The sequence below is a fragment of the Cohnella zeiphila genome (assembly GCF_014212055.1).
GTDB lineage: Bacteria > Bacillota > Bacilli > Paenibacillales > Paenibacillaceae > Cohnella > Cohnella zeiphila.
Window position 1 is genome coordinate 145985 of sequence record NZ_JACJVO010000002.1, and the last position, 25395, is coordinate 171379.

Below are 25395 nucleotides of genomic sequence, written 5' to 3' on the forward strand. Positions count from 1 at the left end.
GGCTTCACCCCACGGCTCCCTTCTGCAGCGCGAACACGGCTTCTTCCAGCTTCATGCCCCGCGACGCCTTGACCAGTACGAGATCTTCGGGCTTCAGGCGGGCGAGCAAGTCCGCGATGAGCGCTTTTTTATCTTCGAAATGGAGCGCGCAGCCGGGCGCGAGCGCCTTCGCCGCCTCCCGGACGGTATGCGCCGACAGCGGGCCGTACGCCAGCAGGACGTCCGCTTTGTCCGGCCCGATGCTCCGGCCGATCTCCGCATGGAAGGCGGCCTCGTCGGGACCCAGCTCGCGCATGTCGCCGAGCACCAGGTATTTCCGGCCGCCCGGACGCCTCAATCCGCCGACCAGCTCGATCGCGGCGCGCACCGAGGTCGGGCTCGCGTTGTACGCGTCGTTCAACACGAGCGCGCCGTTCCAGGCGGCCGTCCTCTCGATCCGCATGCCGGTCAGCTTGGCCGCGCGAAGTCCTTCGGCGATCCGTTCCGCCGGCAATCCGAACAGCCGGCCGACGGCGATGGCCGCAAGCGCGTTCGTCGCGTTATGGCGGCCCGGAACGTGCAGCTCGTAGACGAATTCGGGATCGTCCGCCGTACGGAAACGACAGCCTTCCTCCGTCAGCCAGGCGTCTCCGAGCCGAACGGCGCAGCTCTCCCGCTCGCCGAACGTAAGCCCGTTTCTGCCTTCCGGTAGCGGGGCGGCGGCAAGTTCTTCAGCCAGCAGCGGCTCGTCGCCGTTGTAGATGAGCGTCCCGCCGTCCTTCAACCCTTCGGCGATTTCCAGTTTGGCGCGCGCGATATTGCGGCGGGAGCCCAGGTGGAGCAGGTGGGATTCGCCGATATTCGTAATGACGGCGGCATCGGGCCGGGCAATCCGGGTGAGAAGAGAGATCTCGCCCCGGCCGCTCATGCCCATCTCCAGCACCAGAATCTCGGTATCCTCGGAAGCGCGCAGAATCGTTAACGGCAGTCCGATATGATTGTTGAAATTGCCTTCGGTCTTGGCGACGCGGTACGCGGTCCCCAGCACCGAGGCGATCAGGTCCTTCGTCGTCGTCTTGCCGTTGCTTCCGGTGACGCCGACGACGCGCGCGCCGAGCGCCTCCGCGTATGCGGCGGACAGCTTCTGCAGCGCGGCCAGCGTATCGTCCACGACGATCAGCGGCAGCTTCGTCCGCGGCGCGGCCCGGTCGGCCTGCCAGAGCGAAGCGGCGGCTCCCGCCGCCTCCGCCGCGGCCAGGTGGTCGTGGCCGTCGAACCGCTCGCCGGCGAGCGGAACGAACAGCTGGCCGGGAGCCAGCGTTCTCGTATCGGTCGAGACGCCCGCAAGCTCCGTCTCCCCTGCTTCCGCTCCCGTCAAAAGTCGAACCGCGCCGCACCAGGCGGCCGCTTGCTGCAATGTCGTTCGGATCACTTGGCTAAACTCCTTAAGGCGGCTCTCGCCACGAGGCGGTCGTCGAAATCCTGCGTCGTTCCGCCTATGATTTGATAGGTCTCATGGCCTTTCCCCGCAATCAATACTACATCTCCCGGGCTTGCCATTTCAACCGCTTTGTGAATCGCTCGGGCGCGATCGGGCTCCAGCTCGTAGGCGGCTTTCCCGCCCGTCCCGGCGCTATCTCCGGCCTCGCCGACGCCGCCTTTCCCGGCCGGCTCGGCGCCGCCTACCGCGAGTCCCGGCTCGATCTCCTTCAGGATGGCGAGCGGGTCTTCCGTGCGCGGATTGTCGCTGGTGGCGATGACGTAATCGGACCATTGGGCGGCGATCCGGCCCATGATCGGGCGCTTCGTCCGGTCGCGGTCGCCGCCGCAGCCGAAAACGCTGATCACGCGCCCGGAGGCGATCTCTCTCACCGTCTTCAGCACGTTGTCGAGCCCGTCCGGCGTATGCGCATAGTCGACGATCACCGCGAACGACTGCCCTTCGTTTACCGCTTCGACCCGGCCCGGCACGCCGGGAGTGCTCTCCAGGCTGCGGATCGCCGATTCCAGCTCGATGCCTTCGCACAGCGCCGCCGTCAGCGCGGCCAGCGCATTATAAACGTTGAACATGCCGACCAGCTGCAGCTCGACCTTTCTCCCGCCCCGGAACGTGTCCAACCGAAACGACGTGCCGGTCGACGATACCGCGATCTCGGACGCACGAACATGAGCATCGCGATTCACGCCGTACGTGACGACTTCCGCGGCTGTCAGCTTCGCGAACTTCTTCGACGCTTCGTCGTCCGCGTTCAGAACCGCGTACGTCCGCTGCGCCGGGTCTTCCGCGTATGTATTGCCGAGCCGGGAGAAAAAGAGCCCTTTCGCATCCGCGTAAGCTTCCATCGTTTTATGATAGTCCAGATGGTCTTGGGTCAGATTCGTAAAAATCGCCGTGCGGAACCGGGTTCCCTTGACGCGCCCCTGCTCCAGCGCATGGGAGCTGACCTCCATCACGGCGCGGTCCGTGCCGGCATCGACCATGTCTCGGAACAGACGCTGCAGCGCGAGCGCGTCCGGCGTCGTCCCCGACATCGGGAAGCTCTTCCCGCCGTAGCGGGCTTCGATCGTGCCGATAACCCCCGGCTTCGCGCCCGCATCGGCGAGAATCCGCTCGATAAGGTACGTCGTCGTCGTCTTGCCGTTCGTTCCGGTGACCCCGATCGGCCGCAGGGAATGCGAAGGACGCCCGTACCAGGCATCCGCCAATATGGCCAGCGCCTGTCGGACGTCCGGAACGACCAGTTGCGGCAGATCGACAGGCAGCTCGCGCGAGACGACCAGCGCCGCCGCTCCCTTCTCTTTGGCCTGGCCGGCGTAGTCGTGCCCGTCCACCGTATGCCCCGGCAGACAGAAGAACAGCTGTCCCGGCTTCACGCGGCGCGAGTCCGCCTCCAAGTCCGCAATCTCGACCGGAGTCTCGGAGGTTATGCGATAGACCAGCAGAGACTCGGCCAGTTCGCTGAGCAATTTCATTTCGTGCGCCCCCTTCCGTAAACTGCATTCCTCATTATCGTCCAACCCGCTCCCCCATACAAGGGAGCGAATTGGCAATCGGCGAAAATGTGTTATTTTTCATTCTCGCCGCGTTCGTCAGTTGGGAGCGTCGCCGAGATAGATCCGGATGACGGAGCCTTTCTCGACCCTGGAGCCCGCGGCCGGGGCTTGGCGGAGCACGGTATCCCCGTTGCCGCTGGCCGACAGCTGGAAGTTCATGTTCATGTCTTCGTACAGATCGGATACCGTCTTGCCGACCACGTTCGGAACCGTGACCATCGGCGTTTGCCCGGGCTTGTATTCCTTCGCGATCTGGCCTTCCGGGTTCGGCTTCACGCCCAGATAAGGAAGCGCGTCGGCCATGATGTTGCGCACGATCGGCGCGGCGACGACGCCGCCGAACTGAATCCCCTGCGGATTGTCGACCGCCACGTAGACGATCAGCTTCGGATCGTTCGCCGGGGCGAAACCGATGAACGAGACGATATGCTCGCTGGGAGAGTAGCGGCCGTTCACGACCTTCTGCGCGGTCCCCGTCTTGCCGCCGACGCGGTAGCCGTCGAGGAACGCGCCGCCGCCGGTTCCTTGCGCCACGACGCTCTCGAGCGCCTCGCGCACCTGCTTCGACGTCTCGGGCGAGATGACCTGCCGGACGACTTCCGGCTGCACGTCCTGGAGAACCATGCCCGTCTCCGGCTGAATCCACTGCTTGGCGACGTGCGGCGTCAGCAGCTTGCCGCCGTTGATCGCCGCCGATACCGCCGTAATCTGCTGGATCGGCGTGACCGACACCCCTTGGCCGAAGGCGGTCGTCGCCAGCTCCACCGGGCCGACCTGGCTCGGCTTGAACAGAATGCCTTTGGACTCGCCGCTTAAGTCGATGCCCGTCTTCTGTCCGAAGCCGAAATCCTTGATGTATTGGAACAGCGTGTCTTTGCCCAGCCTCTGACCGAGCGCCACGAAGCCGGGGTTGCACGAATTCTCGACGACTTCGAGGAACGACTGGCTGCCGTGGCCGCCGCCCTTCCAGCAGCGAAGCCTCGCGCCCGCCACTTCCGTATAGCCGGGATCATAGAAAAACTCGTTTTTGAGATCGACTTTCTTTTCCTGCAGCGCCGCCGACAGCGTAATGATCTTGAACGTGGAACCGGGCTCGTACGTCATCCAGATCGGCAAATTCCGGTTGTACACCTTCGGATCGGCCTGCTGGTAATTGGCCGGCTCGAACGTCGGGCGGCTGGCCATGGCGAGCACTTCGCCGGTGTTCGGGTCCATCGCGATGGCGATGGCGTCGTCCGGCTGGTACTGGAGCATCGCCTGGTCCAGCTCGCGCTCCACGATCGACTGGACCTTCTGGTCGATCGTCAGCTTCAGCGTCAAGCCGTCGCGCGGCGGCACGTACTTCTCCGACGAATCCGGCATTTGCCGGCCGGCCGCGTCGGTCAGGAAGTTGACGTTGCCCCGGATTCCCTCGAGCAGATCGTTGTACTTCAGCTCGACGCCGTTTAGTCCGTCGTCATAGCCCGTAAAGCCGAGAATGTTCGCCGCCAGGCTCTGGTAGGGATAGTAGCGCTTGCTGTCATCCGCGACGAAGATGCCCGGCAGCTTCAAGTCGCGGACCTGCTGGGCCAGCTCGGTGGTGATCCTCCGGCCGCCCGGCTGCAGCTTCACGCTGCTCTCCTTCTTGGATAATTGACCGTACAGCTTGTCTGCCGTCATGCCGAGCAGCGGCGCGAGCTTGGCCGCTTCTCCTCGCGGATCCTTCACCTGCGCGGGAATCGCGTACAGCGTCGGCGTGCTGACGTTGTACGCCAGCTTGACGCCGTTGCGGTCTACGATGTCGCCGCGTTTGGCTTCGAACACGATATTTCTTCGCCATGAATCTTCCGCGAGCTGCGAGAGCTTGCCGCCGATCCACAACTGCACGTAGCCGAGCCGGAATACGAGAAAACCGAAAGCGATCACGACGCCGACAAGTAAGATGAATAACCGTCTGCGCACGGTAACTTGCGATATTTTCACGCGCGTGCCCCCTTCCCGTCAGCAGCGGAACGAGCTTGTACCGCTTCATTCCAAGCTATTCGGGTCGGGGGCTCGTTAGAACCTATCCTACTAATCTCCGGTAGACTGCGTTTGGTCAGATTGCGTTTGATCCGGCTTGTTCGCGTCGGTCGATTCTTCATCCCCGGAGCTGCCGGTGTCGCCGTCCTTGCCGCCGCTATCGGCGCCGCTTCCGGAATCGTCGGCCGTGTCGACCTTCTCTCCCGGAGGCGCCAGCGTCAGCTTCACGGTCAGTTGGCCGTTCGTCTTCGACGATGTCTGAGAGGCGACGTAGCCTTCGCCTTCGGTCTGACAAGACGCGCCCATGAGCGAGCACATCTCCAGCGCGTCGCGCAGCGACATGCCGGTCAGATCCGGCACGCTGTCGACCGACTTCTCGGTGATCAGGTAGATTGTCTGCGACGTCGGAAGCACGCTCCCCCCTTTGGGAAGCTGCTGCAGCACCTTGCTTCCGCCGCCGATCACCTCGACGCCGAAGGACTTTCCGGTCAGCTCGGCCTTGGCGGCGTCGACCGCTTTTCCGGATACGTCCGGCACGCTGGCCGTGACCGGCGCCGGCGTCGCCGAAGCGTCGTCCTCCTGCTTCTTGTCGTCGCTTTTCGTATTCTCGTCAAGCTTCGGCAGCACGCCGAGATGGAGCAGCGACTGCTGCATGATCGACTTGAAGACCGGGCCCGCGACGGCGCCGCCGCCCGCATCGGGGACGTCCGGCTGGTCGATGAGAATGTAAAGGACGATCTTCGGATCTTCGACCGGCGCGTAGCCGATAAAGGAGACGACGTATTTGTCCTTGGAATATTCCCCGTTGATGACGACCTGCGCCGTCCCCGTCTTGCCCGCGATCCGGTAGCCGGGAATATAGGCCGTCCGTCCGGTGCCGATCTTCTGGTCGCTGACGACCTGTTCGAGATAATCGCCTGCCTGGCGCGACGTATCCGCCGAGATGACTTGACGGATCGCTTTCGGCTGCGTCACCGTCTTCTCGCCGGTCTTCGGATCGGTCACCGAGCGGATCAGATGCGGCTCCATCAGTCTGCCGCCGTTGGCCACGGCCGCCACGGCCGCCACCTGCTGAATCGGCGTCACCTGCACCTTGCCCTGACCGAAAGCGGCGGTCGCCACTTCTGACGGGTATTGAAATGTAATCGCGCCTGACACTTCTCCTGCCAGCTCGATCCCCGTCTTCTGCCCGAAGCCGAAGTTGTCGATGTACTGCCGCAGCTTATCCTTGCCCAACATTTCGTAGCCCAGATGAACGAAAGCGACGTTACTGGAGTGCTTGAGGCCATCCAAATACGAAATCGTGCCCCAACCGACATTGTTGGAATCGCGGATGGTCGCACCCGGCACATGGATGTTGCCGGATTTGTAAGTAGCGTTCGGGTCGAATTTCCCTTCCTGAATGGCCGCGGCCAGCGTCACGATCTTGAAGGTCGAACCCGGCTCGTAGACCGACTGGATCGCGTCGTTTTTGAACGAATCCGGCTTATAGGACCAGTAGCTGTTCGGGTTGAAATCCGGCAGGCTGACCATGCCGAGAATGTCCATCGTCTTCGGATCGGCTGCGATGGCGGTGGCGCTGACCGGATGATACTTGTCGTAAGCATCGCGCAGCGCCTGTTCCATATAGAACTGGATATCCTTGTCGATCGTCAGTTCGACGTTTTTGCCGTCCACCGGCTGTTTGACATCGACCGTTCCGTTCGGAAGCTGGGTGCGGATGCCGTCTTTTTCGTACGTAATTTTGCCGGCTTGCCCTTGCAGGTCCGCGTTCATCGTCTTCTCGACGCCCATGACCGCCTTCCCGTCTTTGTCCACGTATCCGAGAATTTGGGACGCCAGCGATTGGTTCGGATAATAGCGTTTCTGCCCTTCCTCGAAGTAGAGGCCGATGTCGTTCTCGTTCGTCTGCTTCTCCAACTCGTCCCGGAACGTCATCAGATGCTGGGCCACTTCCTTGTCGATCTTCCAGCCTTCCGGATTGAGTTCGCGCTGATCGTAAAAAGTGCCGTCCTTCTTCTTCGCGTTAATCGCGTCGCGAACCTCGTTCTCCGGCTTGTTCAACACCAGATGAATCTTCGAGACGATCTGATCGAGCAGCCGCCACTCCGGATGTTCGGAGTTCAATTGGTTAATGATTTTCGGGCTGACGGCCACCGTGTAGGCGTCCGTATCGGCGGCGAGCACTTTCCCGTTGCGGTCGGTAATCGTTCCCCGTTCCTGCGGCAGCGGCTTGCTCGTAATCCACGTCTGGCGAGCCTGATCGGCCCAGAACGACGCGTGGGCGACCTGAACCCAATAGATTCGGCCGAATAAACCGAGAAAAAGGAGGGTTAATAACCCTCCCAGCAGTAGCGTTCGTACTTTGATTCGTTTCGTCATGATAAATCGTCCCCTTTCCCCTGAACTACGGCTGCTGGGACGTGCCGGAGGAGGATCCGGACGGGGACAGAGTGATCGGCGTTTGGTTGAGCGGCTGCAATCCGTAGCTGAGAGCCTTCTCCCGAATGACGGCGGGGTCTTTCAGCTGGTCGATCTGGCGCTGAAGCTCTTTGGAGTCGTCGACGAGCTTCTCGTAATCGGATTGGGTCGTTTGAATATCCCGATTTAATTGATAGAGTCCCGCATAACGGTAAATGATCAAGCTGGCCACGGCAACGAACACGAATACGGTGAGCAAATAGAGCAGCTTCTCGCCGACCGGAATCGAACGGCGGCGCGGCGACGGCGACGGCTGCGACGAGCGGCGCTTCTCCGGGTCCTTCGTCTTCTGTTCCGGACGCAGCGCCAGGTTGCCATAGTATTGCATCAATCATTCTCCCCCTTGCGTTCCTCGATTTTTTCAGCGATTCTCAATTTGGCGGACCTTGCCCGGTTGTTTGCTTCCAATTCCCGCTCGGACGGCAAGATCGGCTTACGGGGCGTCAGCCGGAGCCGGCCGTCTCCTCCCCCGCAGACGCATACCGGAAAGTCCGGCGGGCAGCGGCACGAAGCGACCTCGGCCGCGAACGTCTCTTTGCAGATGCGATCTTCCAGCGAGTGGAACGTAATGACGGCGATCCGGCCGCCCGGCTTCGCGCATTCGATCGCCTGCAGAAGCGCTTCGCGAAACGCGCCGAGCTCGTCGTTCACGGCGATGCGGATCGCCTGGAACGTCCGTTTGGCCGGGTGGGGACCCGTCCTTCTGGCTGCGGCGGGAATGCCGGCCTTGATCAACTCGACGAGCTGGCCCGTCGTCTCGATCGGAGCCGCCGCGCGCGCCTGAACGATCTGCTTGGCGATATTCCGCGCAAACTTTTCTTCCCCGTAATCGCGGATCAGTTCCGCGATCTCCCGTTCCTCCCACTCGTTCACGACGACTTTCGCCGACAGAGGCTGGCTGCGGTCCATCCGCATGTCCAGCTCCGCGTCGTGATTGTAGCTGAAGCCGCGATCGGCTTCGTCGAGCTGAGGGCTCGACACGCCCAGGTCGAACAGCACGCCGTCGACCCGGGGCACTCCGTTCTCCTCGGGCACGCCCGCTTGGCGCAGCGCGTCGGTCAGCCACCGGAAGTTGCTTTTCACCAACGTGACGGTATCGCCGAACGGCTTCAGCCGCTCCCGCGCGTGAGCAAGGGCGGTATCGTCCTGGTCGAGGCCTATCAGCCTGCCCCGACCCGGCGCAAGCCGCGAAGCGATCGCCTCGCTGTGGCCCGCGCCCCCGAGCGTGCAGTCGACATAAACGCCGTCTTCCTTGACGCGGAGACCCGCGACGGCTTCCTCTTTGAGTACCGTAATATGGTGAAACATGCGTTTGCCCTCCCGGCAACCCCTCGGAGTCGTTCTAAGTTGTCTGATCTATAAGTAAGGAATTTGTGAACGAGATTCAAAGTTTCAGAAATTGAAGTCGAAGTCGACCAGCTTCTCGGCAATCTCGTTGAACGATTCCTGAGATTGCTGATTGTACGTCTGCCAGGTCGCCTTGTCCCAAATTTCCACCCGGTTGGAGACGCCGATCACGATGCAGTCCTTGTCCAGCTTGGCATATTCGCGCAAGTTGCCGGGCACGTTTACCCTTCCCTGCTTATCCCATTCGCATTCGGACGCGCCCGAAAAGAAGAAACGGGTAAAAGCCCGGGCGTCGGACTTCATCATGGGAAGCTGCTTCAGCTTCTGTTCGAGAGCGCTCCACTCTTCGCGGGGGTAGACGAACAAGCAGTTGTCCAAGCCGCGGGTGACGATGAATTCGGTTCCGAGGGCTTCGCGGAATTTCGCGGGGATGATGATCCGTCCTTTATCATCGATCGTGTGCTGAAATTCCCCCATAAACATAAGCCCTCTTCACCTCCCCCATCTTCCACCACTTTCCCCCACTTTGAACCACATAACCAAACTTATTCGCCCCATAAAATAAAAATCCTGCTCAGAGAGCAGGATTTCCGAAAAATATTTTACGGGATTAACGACCCGAATGGTCGTCGTTCGTCTCCTCCGCGGCGGGTTCTGCCGGCTCGGGAATAGGGATGTCCGCGCCCGCTCCGCTGCCGGCAATCGCGGCGTTCAGCTGTCTCCGCTTCGCCGCGGCCCGCAGCTTCGCCGCCATCCGGCTTCGCCGGATTGCCCATGCGAGCGGAACGCCGATGACGGCAAGGACGAGCAGCACGGGGAGCACGGCTGCCAAGACCGTCAAAATGCCTTCGCCGATACGGCCCAGCACGTTCGCGCTGCCAAGCAGCGCATCGCCCAGCCGTCCGCCCAGCGCCTGACGCTTCGCGCCGCTCCCTTCCGCATCCTTTTGCGCCGTTTCGCCCGCGATTTGAATCAAGGTCAGGTTCACCGTCGAATAAGCGACGTTTTGGTCCAGGTACCGCATGCGGCCCTTGATTTGCTCGATCTCCTGCTGGACGCTTCCCAGCTCATTCGAGAATTGAACGAGATCGCTTGACTTGGTCGCTTTATCCATGAAGGCGAGCAGCCGGGCCTCGACCGCTTGCTTCGCGTTCAGACGGGCTTGCAGATCGACATATTCCTCCGTCACGTCGTTGCCTTGAAGCTTCCGCTCGAACCCTTTGTTCGGAACCTGCTTCAAGCGGTCGAGGAACGAGCTGAACCCGGAAGAGGGCACTTTGATGACGTAGGTGGCGCCGATCTCGTCTCCGTTTTTGGTGTCGGCATACTTCACGATAAAGCCCAGACTCTGCTCGATCGCGCCGCTGATCCGGTCCTGCGCTTCGCTTGCGTCTTCCGCCTTCAGCGTCACGTCGGCGGTGTAGACCATCTTACGGTTGAATCCGGCGCCGTCATCCGCGAACGCGCCGATCCCCGAATCGACGGACGATCCCAAAGACTCCTCCGATGCAAGCGGTTTCGAATCGGCGTTCGCGGCGGAGGCGTCGCTTGCCGAGCCCGAGGTCGATCCGGAGGCAGGTTTGCTGTCGCCGAAAGCCACGGACAACGACTCGCTCTTCGCCTCGTTAGCCGCAGCGGCCGGCGCTGCTTGATCGGCCGCCGGCGCCGCCGCCGAATCGTCGTTGTCCGACCCGGACGAACAGGCCGCCAGCATGAACGTCAGCCACAACGCCAGCACCGCGAGAAACGCAAGCTTGTTCCTTTTCCCCTTCATATGAAAAATCCCCCTTATTGGATATCTAAATCCAATAACGGGGAATTTCAGGTAAAAGTTGCAGATGTTCGAATAATTTAATGGGCCGCCCAGCTGGCCAAATACGTCCTCTGCTGTTCGCTCAGCGAGTCGATCGTAATGCCGAGCGAAGCAAGCTTCGTACGGGCCACTTGTTCGTCCAGCTCGTACGGAACGTTGACGACGCGATTGCCGATCGCGGCGTAATTCTCGTTCACATACCGGAGAGAAAGAGCCTGCAGCGCGAACGTCATGTCCATAATCTCGGCAGGATGCCCATCCCCGGCGGCCAAGTTGACGAGGCGCCCTTCGGCCAGCACGTAGATGCGGCGTCCGTCTTTCAGCAGGTACTCTTCGATGTTCCGGCGCACGGTGCGCTTGGAGGAAGACATGGCCTCCAGCTCGACCAGATTGACTTCGACGTCGAAGTGGCCGGCGTTGGACAGAATCGCTCCATCCTTCATCTTGGCGATGTGCGCGCCGGTGATGACATCGCGGTTGCCGGTGACCGTCACGAAGAAATCCCCGCGTTCCGCGGCGTCCGCCATCGACAATACCGTGAAGCCGTCCATGTAGGCCTCGACCGCCTTGATCGCGTCGACCTCGGTGACGACCACGTTCGCGCCGAGTCCTTTTGCGCGCATGGCGACTCCTTTGCCGCACCAGCCGTAGCCGTTCACGACGACCGTCTTGCCCGCTACGATCAGGTTCGTCGTCCGGTTGATGCCGTCCCAGACCGATTGTCCCGTTCCGTAACGATTGTCGAACAAATATTTGCAATAAGCGTCGTTGACCGCGACCATCGGAAAATTCAGCGAGCCTTCCTTATCCATCGCCTTGAGGCGCAAAATGCCGGTCGTCGTCTCCTCCGCCCCGCCGCGAACGTTCGGCAGCAGGTCCCGCCGTTCCGTGTGCAGGATGGTCACCAAATCCCCGCCGTCGTCAATGATCAGGTCCGGCTTCGTCTCCACCGTCTTGACCAGCAGGTCGTGATATTCCTCCGCGCTCGGGTTGTACTTGGCGTAAACGGCGATCCCGTCCTCCGCCAGCGCCGCGCAGACATCGTCCTGCGTGGACAGCGGATTGCTGCCGGTAATCGCCACCTCTGCTCCTCCGGCCTGCACGACTTTGGCCAGATAGGCCGTTTTCGCTTCCAGATGCAGCGAGATAGCGACCCGCAGGCCTTTGAACGGCTGCTCCCGCTCGAATTGCTCGCGGATGCTGTTCAGCACCGGCATATGCGCCTGGGCCCAATCGATCTTCAGCTTGCCTTCCGGCGCCAAAGACGGGTCTTTAATGATGCTCGTAAGCGATGTTCTCATCTTGATCTCCTTCCCTTCTCCACCCTCATGGGAAAACCAGTCGGTGTCCCCCCGTCACATCATATGGGACTTCCTTCCAAACTTCCAGCCACTCCGGCCCATACCGGTTCAAAAAGTGAATCGCGCCAAGCACCCGCTCCTGCGGTTTCCCCTGCGGCTGCAACGCTGCGCTCATTTGGTCCCACTGCTTCAAAGCCGACTCGTGCCGTTTGGCCAAGACGTCGGTCGCCCGCTTCTCCAAATAGGCGATCTGGTCCAAAATTCGCTCGCGGTTGTTCTCGCCAAGCCGCTTCAGGTCCGGCTGCACGGCGGCAAGCGTCTCGAGCAGCGGCGCATACAGGTCGGCGAACTGCCTTCGAACGTCGCCGAACCGATCTTCCAGCCGCCAATCGTCCTGCCGGGCCAACCAGTCCGCTTTCAGCTTCGCCCCATCCTCCATAACGGATTCCGCGTCGACTTCGTATTTCTCCAGCAGCTTGACGATGCCCGGATCGACGAACGTAAACGACTGTCTGGGCAGCAGCAGCGGAAGCGACATGCCGAATGAGGCGAACGCCGGCCCCAGCACGCCCCAATAGGCCAGCTCGGACGGACCGAGAACGGTGGCGAGCACGGGGAGCGCGTATTCCTGCATCAACGGCCGGGTCAAGGCATTGTTGCTCAGACGGTCCGGGGAACGCTCCGCCATTTCGAGCAGCTCGTCGCATGTCAACGATAGCTCATCCTTGCGGTCGCCGTAGTTGCCGTCCTTCTTATACAGAAGAAGCCGGCCCGAGTCGCCGTGCACGAACAAATTCGCGCACCCTTTCGCCGCCTCCGCCTGAATCGGCAGCCCCAGCTCGCGAACCTGCATCTCTCCTTCTTTTAAAGAAGATTCCAGTTCGTCGTTCCGTTCGATCAGCCGGCGGAAAAACGCTCCTTCCTGCGATCGGAGCTCCGGATCGTCCGCGTCGAGCAGGACAAGTCCCTCCGAGCCGAACCATTCCGACAATAGGCGGGCGAACGCCAGCGTTAAGGTCGGTTCGTCCTCCGTGTGCGACCGAATCTTCTCGATCCAGAACGGCTTATGTTCCGTATCGGGAAGCTCCGCCGCCAACTCCTCGATCGCTTCGTTCCATTGCTGGCGAGTAAGAGGCGTGCGACTGACGGCGTTCCGCGGGCCCTCCGGCCGTTCGATCCGGATTCTCTTCGGCGCTCCGTCTTGGCCGGCGACGTAAACATGGTTCGCTTCGTCGTAATCGTGGTCCTCTCCCGCGATCCAGAACACGGGCACGACCGGCCGCTGCAGCAATTCGCGCGCATATTTCGCCGCCTGAATGACGGTCAACGCTTTATAGACAATGAGGAGCGCTCCTCCGAACAGTCCCGCTTGCTGGCCTCCGACGACCGCCAGTGCGTTCCCGCTCGCAAGTTCGTCAATCGACCGATCGACCTCCGCGCTCGGCTTCAGCCGGCGTTGGTAGGCTCTCAGCGCCCCGGCCAGCCGGGAACGATCCATTCGGCCGGCTTCCGTCCGGTCGAGCGCTTCCGCCCGAAGCCTCCAATCGGATGGATGGGAAGGATGGGATCCGAACAGTCCGCATACGCCAGCTTCTCCCTTCCGGTATCGTTCAGCCAGAGAAGAGAGAGAGGACGACCCTTCCAGTGTGGTCAAATTCATTTAAAGGGGCCTCCCAACAATCGAAGTAACAGATCAAACTTGATTGTACATGAAGGAACTGTTTTCGGCAAAGAGGAAAAGCTGCGTTTCTTTCTCCCGAGCCTCTTTATCCTCTGACTCGCGTGCAACTCTCTTCTCACTTCTCTTTTCCCGTCTCCAGCTTCCTCGCTGGATCAGGCTTCTCCCGGCCTCAATCTTCTTTTCTCGTAATTACCTACTATCCCATCGGCTCAGTCGCCCGCCCGGCTCTATCTTCCGACGGCTCGATTACCTACTATCCCATCGGTTCAGGGCGAGACTTTCGAAGCGAAAAAGCTCCGAATCGTCGCAATTACATATCGCCAATGACAAGCTTATGGTATTGAAATGAGAACAAATGTTTGCTAAAATAAGAACGTAAGTTCGTATAATTTAAAAAGGTGGCGGCTTTCTATGGTCCCTTTACCTTCGTTTGCGGAGTTTTGCCGGCATTTTGCGAACGAGGACGCTTGCGTTCAAGCTTTATTCCATTCCAGATGGCCTGAAGGATTTCGGTGCCCCGATTGCCGATGCGAACATTATTATTTGATTCGGACGCGCCGGCTTCCTTTGTACGAATGCATCTCCTGCGGCCGTCAAACTTCCTTAACCGCCGGAACCGTAATGGAGAAAAGCCGCACGGCTCTGACTCGTTGGTTCCAAGCGTTTTATTTGCTCTCTCAGCCCTCCGGCATCAGCTCCATGGCTCTCTCCGAAATTATTGGCGTAACTTATAAAACCGCTTGGCATATCTCACACAAGATTCGCCACGCCATGCATCTCGACGAGATCGGCCGCTTGCTCTCCGGGAATGTTCGCGTCGAGGCTTTTACTTATGGCTCGGCGTTGTTTGCGGACGGCATTCAGCCGCTTCTGATCGGAGGTTCCTTCGACTCGGAGGGCAAGCTGAATCATGTCAAAATCGAACAGCCTCATCCCGATTATATCGACCATCAGGCCAGATTTATTTTCCCGTCGGGAATCAACGCTTTTGTTCAAAATCATGTTGAACCCGAAGCACAGATCACACAAGTGAAACGCATGGCAAAATCGCATCCGTCCCTTCTTCCTCTCAGGCTTCGGTTAAATCTATGGTTGAACGATACTTTTTTCGGCATTGGGGCCAAGCACTTGCAGGCGTATGCAGACGAGTTCTGCTATCGCTTGAACCAAACTTTTCGAAGGGTTTCTCCTATTGAATCCCTTCTTCAACATTGTGCAGCCTCGCCAGCGCTTGTTTACAAGGAATTGACCCGCAGCCGCCCCGTGCTCCCTCCCGCTTGGCTTACTTTCGGAAGCAGAAGCAGGTGGAAGAGCTACCATCAAGTTCAGTGGTTGAATTAAAATCGTTCGAATTGGAAAATCGGCGTTTCTCTTATTGCACTACTGCCGATTTCTGACGCTTTCTGCTCATAGTCGCCAATAGCTTCCCTGAGGCAATGGGATAATAGGTTACTTCCGATTCCCGCGCTTATCCTGATGCGATGGGATAGTAGGTTACTCGCACAACCGCAGCCGACTGCCGCCGACTGAGCCGATGGGATAATAGGTAACGCTTCATGAATGCGACCACTGAGCCGATGGGATAGTAGGTAATTTGGCAAAAAGAACATTCGCACCCGAACCGCGATTAAAAAAGAGGCGCCAGAGAGAAATTCTCGGGCACCTGGTATTAAGCGTAATGGCACGAAGCCCAGTGGGCCGGGGATACTTCGCGGAAAGCGGGAACTTCGGCCGCGCATTTCTCGGTGGCGTAAGGACAGCGGGTGCGGAAAGGACAGCCGCTGGGAGGGTTCACCGGGCTGGGAAGATCGCCGGACAGAACGATCCGCTCCTTCTGGGCTTCCACTTGCGGGTCGGGGACCGGGATGGCGGATAAAAGCGCCTGCGTATAAGGGTGCTTCGGATTGGCGTACAGTTCCGAGCTCTCGGCCAACTCGACCAGCTTGCCCAAGTACATAACGGCGACACGGTCGCTGATATGCTTTACCATGGACAGGTCGTGGGCGATAAACAAGTAAGTCAAGCCGAGCGATCGCTGCAACTCCTGCAGCAGGTTGACCACCTGGGCTTGAATGGAGACGTCCAAGGCGGAGATCGGTTCGTCGCAGACGATCAGCTTGGGATCGGCGGCGAGCGCCCGGGCGATGCCGATCCGCTGCCGCTGTCCGCCGGAAAATTCATGCGGATAGCGGGAAGCGTGCTCGGAGCGAAGTCCGACCCGCTCCAGCAGCTCTTCGACCTTGCGGCGGCGCTCTTTGCCGCTGCCCGCCAGATGATGAATGTCAAGCGGCTCGGCGATAATGTCGGCGATGCTGAACCGGGGGTTCAAGGAAGCGTATGGATCTTGGAAGATCATCGCCATCTCCCGACGCAGACGCTTCAGCTCGGTCCCTTTCATATCGTAAATATTGCGCCCTTCGAACCGTGTCGCGCCGGACGTCGGCTCGTACAAGCGCATGATCGTCCGGCCCGCCGTCGATTTGCCGCAGCCGGACTCGCCCACGATGCCCAATGTCTCGCCTTTTCCTACGGTCAGCGAGAGATCATTGACCGCCTTGAGGGTCTGTCCGCCGCCTACGGAGAAAAACTTGCTGAGCCGTTCCACTTCAAGCAGCGGAGTCGCCCCGCCTCCGATCGGACGGACGTGAGATTGCCCGGACGATTGCCCGGACAATGGGACGATCGACTTGCGAGAAGGCCCGGGCGATTGAGCGGTCGGTTTGGAATTAACGTTTTGCGGTTTCATGGCGCACCTCCTTGGCGAGCGGATGATGCAGCCAGCATTTGGCTGTTTGGCCGGATTGTCCGACGGGAAGCAGCTCGGGATCGTGATCGACGCAGACGCCCATCGCTTCATCGCATCGGGCGCAGAAGGCGCATCCCTGCGGAGGGACGAGCAGGTCGGGAGGCGTACCGACGATCGGGACGAGCGGCTCGCCTTTCGGCTGGTCCAGTCGCGGCATCGAACGAAGCAGGCCGCGAGTATACGGGTGCTGTGGAGAACGGAAGATGTCCCACTTCGTTCCCGTCTCGACGACCTGGCCGCCGTACATGACAATGACGCGGTCGCAGAAATCGGCCACGACGCCCAGGTCATGGGTGATGAGAATGATCGACGTTCCGAAGCGCTCCTGCAAATCTTTCATCAAACGCATGATTTGCGCTTGGATCGTCACGTCAAGAGCGGTGGTCGGCTCGTCGGCAATGAGCAGCGCCGGATTGCAGGAGAGCGCGATCGCGATCATCGCCCGCTGCCTCATTCCTCCGGAGAAGGAGTGGGGATACTGCGAGAAGCGGTCTTCCGGATTCGGAATGCCGACCAGCTTCAGCAGTTCCAGCGCTCGCGCGCGGGCTGCCTGACGGCTTGCTCCTTGATGTTTAATAAGGCCTTCGGTAATCTGGTGGCCGATCGTCAAGGTCGGATTGAGCGATGTCATCGGATCCTGAAAGATCATCCCGATCTCTTTGCCCCGAACGGATTCCATCTCGCGCTCGGACAGTTCCAGCAGGTTCCGGCCCATGAAGGTGATGGAACCTTGCTTGACGAACGAAGGCGGGCTGGGCAGCAGCCGCATGATGCTCTGCGCGGTTACGCTCTTGCCGGAACCGGACTCGCCGACGATCGCAATCGCCTCGCCCTTCCTCACTTCGAAGTCGACGCCGCGAACCGCTTGCACCTCTCCGCCCCGAGCCCGAAACGATATGTGCAAATCTTCCACGCGAAGAATGCTGTCCATCTCGTCACCTCCTAACGGAAAATGTGATTCACTTCTTGAGCTTTGGATCGAACGCGTCTCGGAGACCGTCTCCGAACACGTTGAATGCAAGCATGGTCAAGCTGATGAGCACGGCCGGGAACGCCATCTGCCACGGGTACAGCGTGAAGCTGGTCAGCGAATCGTTGATCATCGTCCCCCACGAAGCCGCCGGCGATTGCACGCCGAGACCCAGGAAACTGAGGAACGCTTCGGAGAAGATCGCGGACGGCACGGTCAGCGTCAATGTGACGATAATCGGCCCCAACGTATTGGGAATCAGATGCTTGAACAGCATTCGAGCCCCGCCTGCTCCCATCGACCGGGCAGCCAGCACGTACTCCTGGTTTTTCAGCTGCATAATCTGTCCGCGAACGATCCAACTCATGTTGATCCAGCCGGTAACCGACAGAGCGAGAATGATCGTCCACATGCTAGGCTCCAGCACGACGAGAAGCAGAATCACGACAAGCAAGTACGGAATGGAATACAATATTTCCGAAATCTTGTTCATCGCTTCGTCGGTTCGGCCTCCGACGTAGCCCATTATGCCGCCATAGACGATTCCGATGACAAGGTCGATCATCGCGGCAGCCAGCCCGACGGTCAATGAAATTCTCGCTCCCATCCAGATTCGGGAAAACAGATCGCGCCCGAGGCTGTCGGTCCCGAACCAATATTCGGAGGAAGGCGGCTCGTTCGTATGGTCGAGATTGTTCGTGTAGTAATCGTGGGGAGACACGAGCGGTCCTACGATCGCCATGATCGCCAGCAGCACGAGGAACACGACGCCGCTCATCGCCAGCTTGCTAGACGCCAGACGACGCAGCACGTCGCGCCAGACCGGAACGCTCTCGCCGGCGAGCGTCTCGGCGGGCGGCCGAAACGACAGTTTCCGGAACATCTCTTTGGTCAGCCCGTTCGCGCGAGTGTCCTTCATCGCGACACCTCCTTCCGGGAACGAAATCCGATACGCGGATCTACAAATCCGTAGGCGATATCGGTCAGCAGCCGGGCGACCATCAGAATGACCGCATAGAACAGCGTAATTCCCATAATGAGCGTGTAGTCGCGGTTCGAGACGCTGTCGACGAAATACTGTCCGAGACCCGGAATGCCGAAGATCTCTTCGACGATGACGGAGCCTGTCACGATGTTGGCGGTCATCGGCCCCAAATAAGTCAGCACGGGCAGAACGGCGTTGCGCAGCGCGTGCTTCAGAATGATGACGCGATTCGGCAGCCCCTTGGCTTTCGCGGTCTTGATATACTCGGCGGTAAGCACCTCGAGCATCGTCGAACGGGTAAGTCTCGCGATGTAGGCGATCGGAAGCGAGGACAGCGCGATGACCGGTAGCACGTAATCGAGTGGTCCGTTCAGTCCCGCCACGTTGAACCAGTTCAGTTCTTCGCCGAACACGTACTGAAGCAGCGAGGCGAGCACGAAGTTCGGCACGCTGACTCCGAGTACGGCGAGCACCATCGCGGTTCCGTCGATCAGCTTCCGATGATGCATGGCCGAGACGATTCCCAAGCCGACTCCCACGATAACGGAGACGACGATGGCGAAGATGCCCAGCCGGAAGCTGAAGCCGAACGAGTCCGAAATAATGCTGCTGACGGTTCGGTACTGGCTTTTCATGGACATGCCCAGATCGAGATGAACAAGCTTCTTCAAATAAATCAAATATTGCTCCCAGACCGGCTTATCCAGCCCGTAAAAAGACATCAGCTTCGCCTTGATCTCGGGCGGCACGGCTTTCTCGGCCGTGAACGGGTCCCCGGGGATCGCCTTCATCAGAAAAAAAGTCGCCGTCGCGAGCAAAAACAAAGACAATAGGACGGATCCCAACTTGCCGCCCCAATATCGCACCAACTCGAATCCCTCCCCTTCGGTTGCTCCGCTTGCTTCTAGAAAAACGGGATATGCCGGGGCTGGCCCGACATATCCCGTTTCGCCGTTTCGCCGCGGAAAGCCCCGGCGTTATTTCACGTAGCTGCGAGTATAGTCCACCATGCCCTGGTAATCCATGACGATGTTCTGCAGGTTTTTGTTGACCATATGAACGCCGGTGTAGTAGTACAGAGGCAGGATGGCCATGTTGTCCTTGATCAGAATGTTTTCGGCTTGGCTAAGCAGCTGCATCCGTTCATGCTGATCCCCGGATGCGAGAGCCTTCTTGACGAGTTCGTCGTACTGCGCGTTTTTGAAGCCGATGTCGTTGTTGCCGCTCGTGGACGTGAACATATCGATAAACGTCATTGGATCGTTGTAATCCGCCGACCAACCCGAGCGGGCGATCTGGTAATTGAGACTTTGCCGGTTTTTCAGGAACACTTTCCATTCCTGGGTCTCGATCTTCACGTCGACGCCGAGGTTCTTGCGCCACATGTCGGCGAGCGCTTCGGCGATCTGCTTGTGGCCCGTGCCCTCGTTAATCGTCAGGGTGACCGGCGGAAGCTGGGTCCAGCCCTTCTCCTTCAAGCCTTGGGCCAGCAGTTGCTTGGCTTCCGCAACGTCCGGCTTGAACAAATCCGTGTCCGGATACTCTTCGCGGAACGATTGCTTCTCGCCCATGATGCTCGGGGGCACCGCGCCCAGAGCCGGCTCCTGCCCGCCCTTCGTCACCTTGTCGACCAACTGCTGACGGTCGACCGCCAGCGCGAACGCCTTGCGGATGTTCGCGTTGTCGAACGGTTCCTTGGTCGTATTGAAATTGTAGTAGTACGTGCTTGCGATCGGCTTGATGCGCAGCTCGTCCTTGTTCGTCTGCTGCAGCTTCGCGATTTGCTCGATCGGGATTTCGCCGGTCGGGAAGCCGGAGTAATTCAATTGTCCGGTCTGATACATCTTGAGTTCGGTCGCGGAATTTTTGACCATGACGAAGTGCACCTTCTGCAGCTTCACTTCGTCCTTGGCGTAGTAATTCTCGTTCGGCACCAGATCGATCTCGTTGCCGTGCTTCCAAGTCGTGATCTTGAACGGACCGTTGGAGACGATCGTATTCGCTTCCGCCGCCCAAGCCGAATTGCTCTTGGCGGACTGATGGACGGGGAACAGCGTCCAGAACGACGTAACGCTCAGGAAGTAAGGCGTCGGATTTTCCAGATTCACGACCAGCGTATCATCGTCCGTCGCCTTGACGCCGACCTGATTCGGATCGCTGATGTGGTTCGGATTATCCTGTTTGATATTGTAATTCTGCGCGTTCTTAATGTAGTAGAGCTGATAGGCGTAAGGAGAAGCCGGATTCATATCGGGATCCAGCACACGTTTCCACGCGTACTCGAAATCGTGCGCGGTGACGGGGTCGCCGTTCGACCATTTCGCGTCCTTGCGGAGATGGAAAGTGTACGTCTTCATATCGTCGGATACGTCCCAAGATTCGGCCATGCCCGGAATGACTTTGCCGTCCGCGTCTTTGCGCGTCAACCCTTCATACAGTCCCGTCAGCACGGTAAAGGATACAGAGTCTTGGGCCAGCGCCGGGTCCAGCGTCGGCGGCTCCGAAGTCAAGTTCATATTGAAGACCTGCTCATGCGAGGAAGCGCTTTTAGAACCGCAACCGGCGAGCATCGTACCGGCTATCAGAAATAAAACGAGGACAACCAACGGTGATTTCCGCATTCTGCCTAACCCCTTCGTTTTTATATAGAATTCCTCAAACGATTATAGCGCCAATATTATTTTTGAACTACCGGTCATTTTTTCCGCGCATGCGCGGTTTCTTCCAAAAATAAAAAGAAGCAACCCCCTTCCGGTAGGTTGCTTCCAATTCTCCCTCATTATTCTGACGCCTATGCGAACTTCGCCGCCACATTCTGCAGCAATTCGACGAGACCAAGCAGTATGTAGAGAACGCTCATCATCAAAAACGACAGTCTCCAAACCGCCCGAACGAGCTTGGTAGCGTCGATCCTTCCCTTCGAACGGTTCTGCGCATTGCCGATCAAACCGCCGACGATCAGCATGAAAAGAAGGATAAGGTAGGGGCCGAAGGTGGTGCCCAGACCGTTCAAAAGCGTCGCCACGCAGCCGACCAGAAAAAAAGTCGTGACGTCCATCGACAGTTTGATCGCTCGTTTGCGGTCCCGGGTCCTTATGTATACGACCGCGAAGATCAACATGAAAGGCAGGATCGGCACCAGGGCAAGCACTGCGTATGCCGTCACCAACGCGTTCCACAACGCCGCCATCTTATCTCCCCTTATCCGCTGTCCAACGCCCGAATGAGCGCGACGACCGTCTCGTTTCGCGGCACCGGCTTGTCCAGCCGTTCCGCCAGCCTGCAGACGGCGCCGTTCAAGGCATCGATCTCCGTTTTCCGGCCGGCGAGCACGTCTTGAAGCATAGAGGATCGGTTCATCGCTGTCCGGCTGCAGACGTTAAGCAATTCCTCCCAAAGCGGCTCCTCCGTCTCCAACCCGCAGAGCCGAAGAATGGCGACGGTCTCTTCATATAAGGCTCTCATGATCGCAAGTCTTTCCGGACTCGCCGTCAATTCGCCGTTACGGACGCGCAGCAGTGCGGTAAGCGGGTTAATGGCCGCATTGACCAACAATTTCCTGAGCATCCTTTCCGTCATCTTATTCGACACCGAGGTCTCGAATCCTGCCAGAACAAGGCGATTTTGCACTTCGCTTAGCCGCTCCCGGCCGGGTCCCTCGGCTTCATAGGGCGGCAGCCGGTCGAACATCGTCGCAGGGCCGACGAAGGTATGTCCCGAGCCCGTATGAAGAACGGTGCGGGCGTCGGTCCGCAGCGCCGCTTCCGTCGTAATGGCGGCGGCCAGATCCCGGCCCGGCAGCGCTTCGGCCAGCCGTTCGACATGCCCGATGCCGTTGCAGAAGGCAACGAGCGCCGCTCCCGGCGGAACGGCCGCCGCAAGCGCGGACAGCAGCGCATCGCCGATCGCCGTCTGCTTGACCGCCAGCAGCACGACCGCGTCGCCGTCCGGCAGCGGACGCGCATCCGCAAGCGCCGCGGCGCGGATCGGCTTCGCGGCGGCGTAGACCGAGCCGGACGCGTCGCCTATCGCGATTCCTTCCGCGGCAATCCGCGCGGCCTGCTCCTTGCTCCGCGTCCATACTTCAACGTCGCAGTCCGACATCGCCAGCTTGCCGGCCAGCAGCAGTCCCAGGGAGCCCCCTCCAACTACGACGAATCGGGCCATCTCCATCCCCTCCCAAATTCCGGAACCATTCTGCAATTAGCATACCATAGAGCCTCAAGTACGCAAACGAAGCGCAAAAACGTCAAAAAACCGGCCGGCCTTGCGCATGCAAGGCAGCCGGTTCGTCGATCCGGTTCTTCTAAACCTAACGATTCGCTATTCGATTCTTTCCAAATTGCCGTTCGCATCCATCTTGAAGCGGGTCTTCTCCTCGTCCGGCTCTTCCGCCAGGAAGGCCAGCCGTCGCGCCCGGTCCATAATGCGGATCAGCGCTTTGTAGTCGTCGTTGACGACGCGGTAATCGGTCTGAACCTCATTGACTTCCTTGGAAAGCTGCTCGTTCGTACCGCGAAGCTCGGCAATCGTCTCTTCTCTTTCTTTCAATTCTTTCTCCAGAACACGAACTTGTCGGCTCAGCTCCTGAACGGAATGCTTCCATTGCCGCAGATAGCGGATAATCGCCTCGATCGAGAGCGACTCCGCGGTCGCGATCTCGCCTTTGCCGGAATCCGCCGTCTCCACGGCATCGGCCGCTTGCACCGTATCGCTCTGCGAGATCGCGGGCAAGCCTTGCTTTTTCAAATAATTGCGTTTTTGCCGCTGCTGCTTGGCGATGCTGATCGCCTCGTCATACCGCTTGCGAACGCAGCTATTCCAACGAAATCCGCATGCCGCCGAAGTCCGGGCAATCCGCTGCCCGACCTCCTCGAAAGCGGCCAATTGCGTGCTTCCATCCCGAATGTGGCGCAGCGTCACTTCCGCAAGAATTAAATCGTCGTCCGGACTCCAGGCGTCCTGTCTAACTGCCGTCATCAAGTGATCCCTCCTCGTCAAACGTACCATGATTTAGCTTTATGGTTTCATTTCTATGCCCATGGTAGAGTTCATAGAATCTATCGGATACTTCTATTCATATCCACTTTTTGCCATCGTATACCTAGAAGTCCGGCGAAATGCGCGCTGCACGAAAGCGATTCATTTCATCCCCGTTCCGATAGGCGCATAAAAAGGCGAAGCTCGTGGAACATTGAAGGCATAGACGAAAAGTTTGCCAATTCGTCACTTCTCCCCGTTTACACTTTGATGGGGCAAAAGGTATAATATGCTTTAGAAATTGGGTACGAGCAGAGGGGGGGATCGATCATGGCACGCATGTTCCGGGTGTTGGGCTTCTTTACGCTGGTCATCGCCCTGATGTCTTTCGCAGGCGACATGTGGGAGATGTCGCTCTTGTTCTTTATTCAGTCGGCCGTTTTCTTCTTGTTCGGCTACCTGAACTTTACGGAACGGACCTATATCTTCATGTTCTGGGGCTACATGATTATCGCGTTCTTGGGCTTCACGTATTGGAGCGTATTCGAGATGGGTCTTCCCTTCTGATATCGCGAACAAAGGCAAAAGACCGGGGCGCCGTCGCTCCGGTCTTTTTATGTGCGTTACCCACTATCCCATCGGCTCAGTCTTTTCCTTTTTCGCGTATTACCCACTATCCCATCGGCTCAGTCAGGCTCAGGCTCAGACTCGGGGCAGTCGCCTGCACGGGTTAAGCCGGATCGGGCTCCGAGGCGAAAACCTGCACCTTGAACAGCTCGCTCATGCCGTCGGACAGCAGCAGCTGCCGAATGGCCCGGTTGCGCCTGGCGGCCGGGTGAAAAGGATCGGCGTCGGCGTGAGCGACAAGCCGCTCCAGCAGGCCGGCTTCAACGAGGAACCGCTTCTGCGTGCCGTACCAGCTTTCCCGCCAGCCCGCATCTTGCGCGGCCCGCCGCAGGCTCGTGAAATTGACGTGAGCGGTCAAATCCTGTTCGCCCGGCGCCTCGTAAGGATCGAAGCTCGCCAAGTGGTTGCGGTAGCAAACGAGCGTCCCGTCCATCCGATGGGGCGAGACGAGCTCCTCCGATTCGTCGCCGTAATCGACGATGACGACAAGACCCCGCCCGAGCCGCCCGAGCAAGCCGGACAGCCAGATCTGCCCGTCCAGCGATACTTCCGCCGTCTGGCCCTCCCGAAGCCTCATCCCGTCGCGGGCCAAGCTCGCTTCCGCCAGCCTTCCGTCGCTCGGCTCCGTCAGGCAATCGTAAAACCGGCCTCGGCGCTCGTCCCATGCCACGCCCCGCTCCAGCAGTCTGCCGCCGACCCGGCAGACCCGATGCACCGGCATCGCGTCCAGCAGCTCGTTGCAGACGACGATCGTTCGCTCCGCCTCCCAAGGGAAACGCTCCGCCTCCGCTTCGTTCATGACGCGGGCCGATCCGCCCGCGATCGCCTCCGCCAACTCTTCTTCCGCCCGGCGCCGATGCTCCGGATGGCCGTCGACCACCGTCAGCCGCACCCGCCGGGCCTGCTCCGGGTTCCTGCTCCGCCAAGCGTCCAGCATCTGCCGGCCCAACCGGCCTATCCCCCCGCCCCAATCGACCAGCTCGAGGCGCTCGCCGCCTTCCGCACCGAACCGCTCCGCGGCGGCATTCGCCAAATAGGCGGCCAGACAGACGCCCATCTCCTCTCCGATCGCCGAGCTCGTATAGAAATCTCCCGCCTTGCCGACGCGAATCCCTTTCCGATAGTAACCGTATTGCGGAGCGTACAGGCATACCGACATATAGTCGCGGAACGTGATGCAGCGGACGGCGGCGCCGCTCTCTGTCCAGCCCATCCGCCGGCTGGAGGCGATCGTTTCCGCGATAAGCCGTTCCGCCTGCGACAAGCCTTCGGACGCGTTCGTACCCATTGGTATCCCCTCCTTCCCGCCCTCGTCCTCAGGCCCTATAATAAGGGAGAAACGTATAAATAATATGCCGGCCTCATAGGCT

General features: G+C 59.5%; 21 protein-coding genes and 1 pseudogene. 3 read left to right on the forward strand and 19 right to left on the reverse strand.

Annotated features, from left to right (window positions below):
* Positions 1 to 4: 4 nt before the first annotated feature.
* From H7C18_RS01920 to bshC, 10 genes are all read right to left on the reverse strand, one after another.
* Complete coding sequence (locus H7C18_RS01920; RefSeq protein WP_185127321.1) at positions 5 to 1411, reverse strand: UDP-N-acetylmuramoyl-tripeptide--D-alanyl-D-alanine ligase; 1407 nt, start codon at positions 1409 to 1411, stop codon at positions 5 to 7.
* Complete coding sequence (locus H7C18_RS01925; RefSeq protein ID WP_185127322.1) at positions 1408 to 2952, reverse strand: UDP-N-acetylmuramoyl-L-alanyl-D-glutamate--2,6-diaminopimelate ligase; 1545 nt, start codon at positions 2950 to 2952, stop codon at positions 1408 to 1410. The genes H7C18_RS01920 and H7C18_RS01925 overlap by 4 nt, the downstream gene beginning before the upstream one ends.
* Before the next feature lie 117 nt (positions 2953 to 3069).
* Positions 3070 to 4995: a stage V sporulation protein D gene (locus tag H7C18_RS01930; RefSeq protein ID WP_185127323.1), complete on the reverse strand. Its 1926-nt coding sequence runs from the start codon at positions 4993 to 4995 to the stop codon at positions 3070 to 3072.
* 90 nt (positions 4996 to 5085) lie between these two features.
* Positions 5086 to 7416: a penicillin-binding transpeptidase domain-containing protein gene (locus tag H7C18_RS01935; protein WP_185127324.1), complete on the reverse strand. Its 2331-nt coding sequence runs from the start codon at positions 7414 to 7416 to the stop codon at positions 5086 to 5088.
* A 25-nt stretch (positions 7417 to 7441) separates the two neighbouring features.
* Positions 7442 to 7843, reverse strand: coding sequence for a cell division protein FtsL (ftsL2, locus tag H7C18_RS01940; RefSeq protein ID WP_238357419.1), 402 nt, complete (start codon positions 7841 to 7843; stop codon positions 7442 to 7444).
* A complete protein-coding gene (gene rsmH / locus H7C18_RS01945; RefSeq protein ID WP_185127326.1) occupies positions 7843 to 8823 on the reverse strand; it encodes a 16S rRNA (cytosine(1402)-N(4))-methyltransferase RsmH in 981 nt (326 codons plus the stop codon). The genes ftsL2 and rsmH overlap by 1 nt, the downstream gene beginning before the upstream one ends.
* A gap of 84 nt (positions 8824 to 8907) precedes the next feature.
* Positions 8908 to 9345 carry a division/cell wall cluster transcriptional repressor MraZ gene (gene mraZ, locus H7C18_RS01950; protein ID WP_185127327.1) on the reverse strand — a complete coding sequence of 146 codons (438 nt, stop codon included), beginning with the start codon at positions 9343 to 9345 and terminating at the stop codon, positions 8908 to 8910.
* Positions 9346 to 9472: 127 nt separating this feature from the next.
* Positions 9473 to 10636, reverse strand: coding sequence for a DUF4349 domain-containing protein (locus H7C18_RS01955; RefSeq protein WP_185127328.1), 1164 nt, complete (start codon positions 10634 to 10636; stop codon positions 9473 to 9475).
* Between the two features lie 77 nt (positions 10637 to 10713).
* Positions 10714 to 11976 carry an adenosylhomocysteinase gene (locus H7C18_RS01960; protein ID WP_185127329.1) on the reverse strand — a complete coding sequence of 421 codons (1263 nt, stop codon included), beginning with the start codon at positions 11974 to 11976 and terminating at the stop codon, positions 10714 to 10716.
* A 25-nt stretch (positions 11977 to 12001) separates the two neighbouring features.
* Entirely contained in the window at positions 12002 to 13636 is a 1635-nt protein-coding gene (gene bshC, locus H7C18_RS01965; protein WP_185127330.1) for a bacillithiol biosynthesis cysteine-adding enzyme BshC, read from the reverse strand.
* A 432-nt stretch (positions 13637 to 14068) separates the two neighbouring features.
* On the opposite strand from bshC, the pseudogene H7C18_RS35930 reads away from it, so the two are divergent.
* Positions 14069 to 14242 (forward strand): annotated as a pseudogene (locus H7C18_RS35930) (transposase); the annotation flags it as partial.
* 36 nt (positions 14243 to 14278) lie between these two features.
* Positions 14279 to 14998 (forward strand): hypothetical protein, encoded by a 720-nt coding sequence (locus tag H7C18_RS01970; protein WP_238357404.1) that lies wholly within the window; start codon positions 14279 to 14281, stop codon positions 14996 to 14998.
* Between the two features lie 328 nt (positions 14999 to 15326).
* Here the strand turns inward: H7C18_RS01970 and H7C18_RS01975 are convergent, their stop codons facing one another.
* From H7C18_RS01975 to H7C18_RS02010, 8 genes are all read right to left on the reverse strand, one after another.
* On the reverse strand, positions 15327 to 16403 hold the full coding sequence (locus tag H7C18_RS01975; protein ID WP_185127332.1) for an ABC transporter ATP-binding protein: 1077 nt from the start codon (positions 16401 to 16403) through the stop codon (positions 15327 to 15329).
* Complete coding sequence (locus tag H7C18_RS01980; RefSeq protein WP_185127333.1) at positions 16384 to 17394, reverse strand: ABC transporter ATP-binding protein; 1011 nt, start codon at positions 17392 to 17394, stop codon at positions 16384 to 16386. Before H7C18_RS01980 ends, H7C18_RS01975 begins: the two co-directional genes overlap by 20 nt.
* Before the next feature lie 28 nt (positions 17395 to 17422).
* A complete protein-coding gene (locus tag H7C18_RS01985; RefSeq protein WP_185127334.1) occupies positions 17423 to 18352 on the reverse strand; it encodes an ABC transporter permease in 930 nt (309 codons plus the stop codon).
* Positions 18349 to 19287 (reverse strand): ABC transporter permease, encoded by a 939-nt coding sequence (locus tag H7C18_RS01990; protein WP_185127335.1) that lies wholly within the window; start codon positions 19285 to 19287, stop codon positions 18349 to 18351. Before H7C18_RS01990 ends, H7C18_RS01985 begins: the two co-directional genes overlap by 4 nt.
* 108 nt (positions 19288 to 19395) lie before the next feature.
* Positions 19396 to 21039: a peptide ABC transporter substrate-binding protein gene (locus H7C18_RS01995; RefSeq protein ID WP_185127336.1), complete on the reverse strand. Its 1644-nt coding sequence runs from the start codon at positions 21037 to 21039 to the stop codon at positions 19396 to 19398.
* Between the two features lie 170 nt (positions 21040 to 21209).
* Entirely contained in the window at positions 21210 to 21608 is a 399-nt protein-coding gene (locus H7C18_RS02000; RefSeq protein WP_185127337.1) for a DUF3397 domain-containing protein, read from the reverse strand.
* An 11-nt stretch (positions 21609 to 21619) separates the two neighbouring features.
* Complete coding sequence (locus H7C18_RS02005) at positions 21620 to 22585, reverse strand: ketopantoate reductase family protein (RefSeq protein ID WP_185127338.1); 966 nt, start codon at positions 22583 to 22585, stop codon at positions 21620 to 21622.
* A gap of 156 nt (positions 22586 to 22741) precedes the next feature.
* The gene (locus H7C18_RS02010; protein WP_185127339.1) at positions 22742 to 23398 is read right to left on the reverse strand and encodes an RsfA family transcriptional regulator; all 657 of its coding nucleotides are present in this window, start codon (positions 23396 to 23398) and stop codon (positions 22742 to 22744) included.
* A 330-nt stretch (positions 23399 to 23728) separates the two neighbouring features.
* Here H7C18_RS02010 and H7C18_RS02015 point away from each other — a divergent pair, with 330 nt between their 5' ends.
* Complete coding sequence (locus H7C18_RS02015; protein ID WP_185127340.1) at positions 23729 to 23965, forward strand: DUF2626 family protein; 237 nt, start codon at positions 23729 to 23731, stop codon at positions 23963 to 23965.
* A 163-nt stretch (positions 23966 to 24128) separates the two neighbouring features.
* Here the strand turns inward: H7C18_RS02015 and H7C18_RS02020 are convergent, their stop codons facing one another.
* Complete coding sequence (locus tag H7C18_RS02020) at positions 24129 to 25313, reverse strand: SAM-dependent methyltransferase (protein WP_185127341.1); 1185 nt, start codon at positions 25311 to 25313, stop codon at positions 24129 to 24131.
* Positions 25314 to 25395: the final 82 nt, after the last annotated feature.

Excerpts from the sequence above, each read along its gene's own strand:
- H7C18_RS01925 (WP_185127322.1), bottom strand. The coding sequence starts at position 2,952 with ATGAAATTGCTCAGCGAACTGGCCGAGTCTCTGCTGGTCTATCGCATA.
- H7C18_RS01935 (WP_185127324.1), bottom strand. The coding sequence starts at position 7,416 with ATGACGAAACGAATCAAAGTACGAACGCTACTGCTGGGAGGGTTATTA.
- ftsL2 (WP_238357419.1), bottom strand. The coding sequence starts at position 7,843 with ATGCAATACTATGGCAACCTGGCGCTGCGTCCGGAACAGAAGACGAAG.
- rsmH (WP_185127326.1), bottom strand. The coding sequence starts at position 8,823 with ATGTTTCACCATATTACGGTACTCAAAGAGGAAGCCGTCGCGGGTCTC.
- mraZ (WP_185127327.1), bottom strand. The coding sequence starts at position 9,345 with ATGTTTATGGGGGAATTTCAGCACACGATCGATGATAAAGGACGGATC.
- H7C18_RS01955 (WP_185127328.1), bottom strand. The coding sequence starts at position 10,636 with ATGAAGGGGAAAAGGAACAAGCTTGCGTTTCTCGCGGTGCTGGCGTTG.
- H7C18_RS01960 (WP_185127329.1), bottom strand. The coding sequence starts at position 11,976 with ATGAGAACATCGCTTACGAGCATCATTAAAGACCCGTCTTTGGCGCCG.
- bshC (WP_185127330.1), bottom strand. The coding sequence starts at position 13,636 with ATGAATTTGACCACACTGGAAGGGTCGTCCTCTCTCTCTTCTCTGGCT.
- H7C18_RS01970 (WP_238357404.1), top strand. The coding sequence starts at position 14,279 with ATGGAGAAAAGCCGCACGGCTCTGACTCGTTGGTTCCAAGCGTTTTAT.
- H7C18_RS01975 (WP_185127332.1), bottom strand. The coding sequence starts at position 16,403 with ATGAAACCGCAAAACGTTAATTCCAAACCGACCGCTCAATCGCCCGGG.
- H7C18_RS01980 (WP_185127333.1), bottom strand. The coding sequence starts at position 17,394 with ATGGACAGCATTCTTCGCGTGGAAGATTTGCACATATCGTTTCGGGCT.
- H7C18_RS01985 (WP_185127334.1), bottom strand. The coding sequence starts at position 18,352 with ATGAAGGACACTCGCGCGAACGGGCTGACCAAAGAGATGTTCCGGAAA.
- H7C18_RS01995 (WP_185127336.1), bottom strand. The coding sequence starts at position 21,039 with ATGCGGAAATCACCGTTGGTTGTCCTCGTTTTATTTCTGATAGCCGGT.
- H7C18_RS02000 (WP_185127337.1), bottom strand. The coding sequence starts at position 21,608 with ATGGCGGCGTTGTGGAACGCGTTGGTGACGGCATACGCAGTGCTTGCC.
- H7C18_RS02005 (WP_185127338.1), bottom strand. The coding sequence starts at position 22,585 with ATGGCCCGATTCGTCGTAGTTGGAGGGGGCTCCCTGGGACTGCTGCTG.
- H7C18_RS02010 (WP_185127339.1), bottom strand. The coding sequence starts at position 23,398 with ATGACGGCAGTTAGACAGGACGCCTGGAGTCCGGACGACGATTTAATT.
- H7C18_RS02015 (WP_185127340.1), top strand. The coding sequence starts at position 23,729 with ATGGCACGCATGTTCCGGGTGTTGGGCTTCTTTACGCTGGTCATCGCC.
- H7C18_RS02020 (WP_185127341.1), bottom strand. The coding sequence starts at position 25,313 with ATGGGTACGAACGCGTCCGAAGGCTTGTCGCAGGCGGAACGGCTTATC.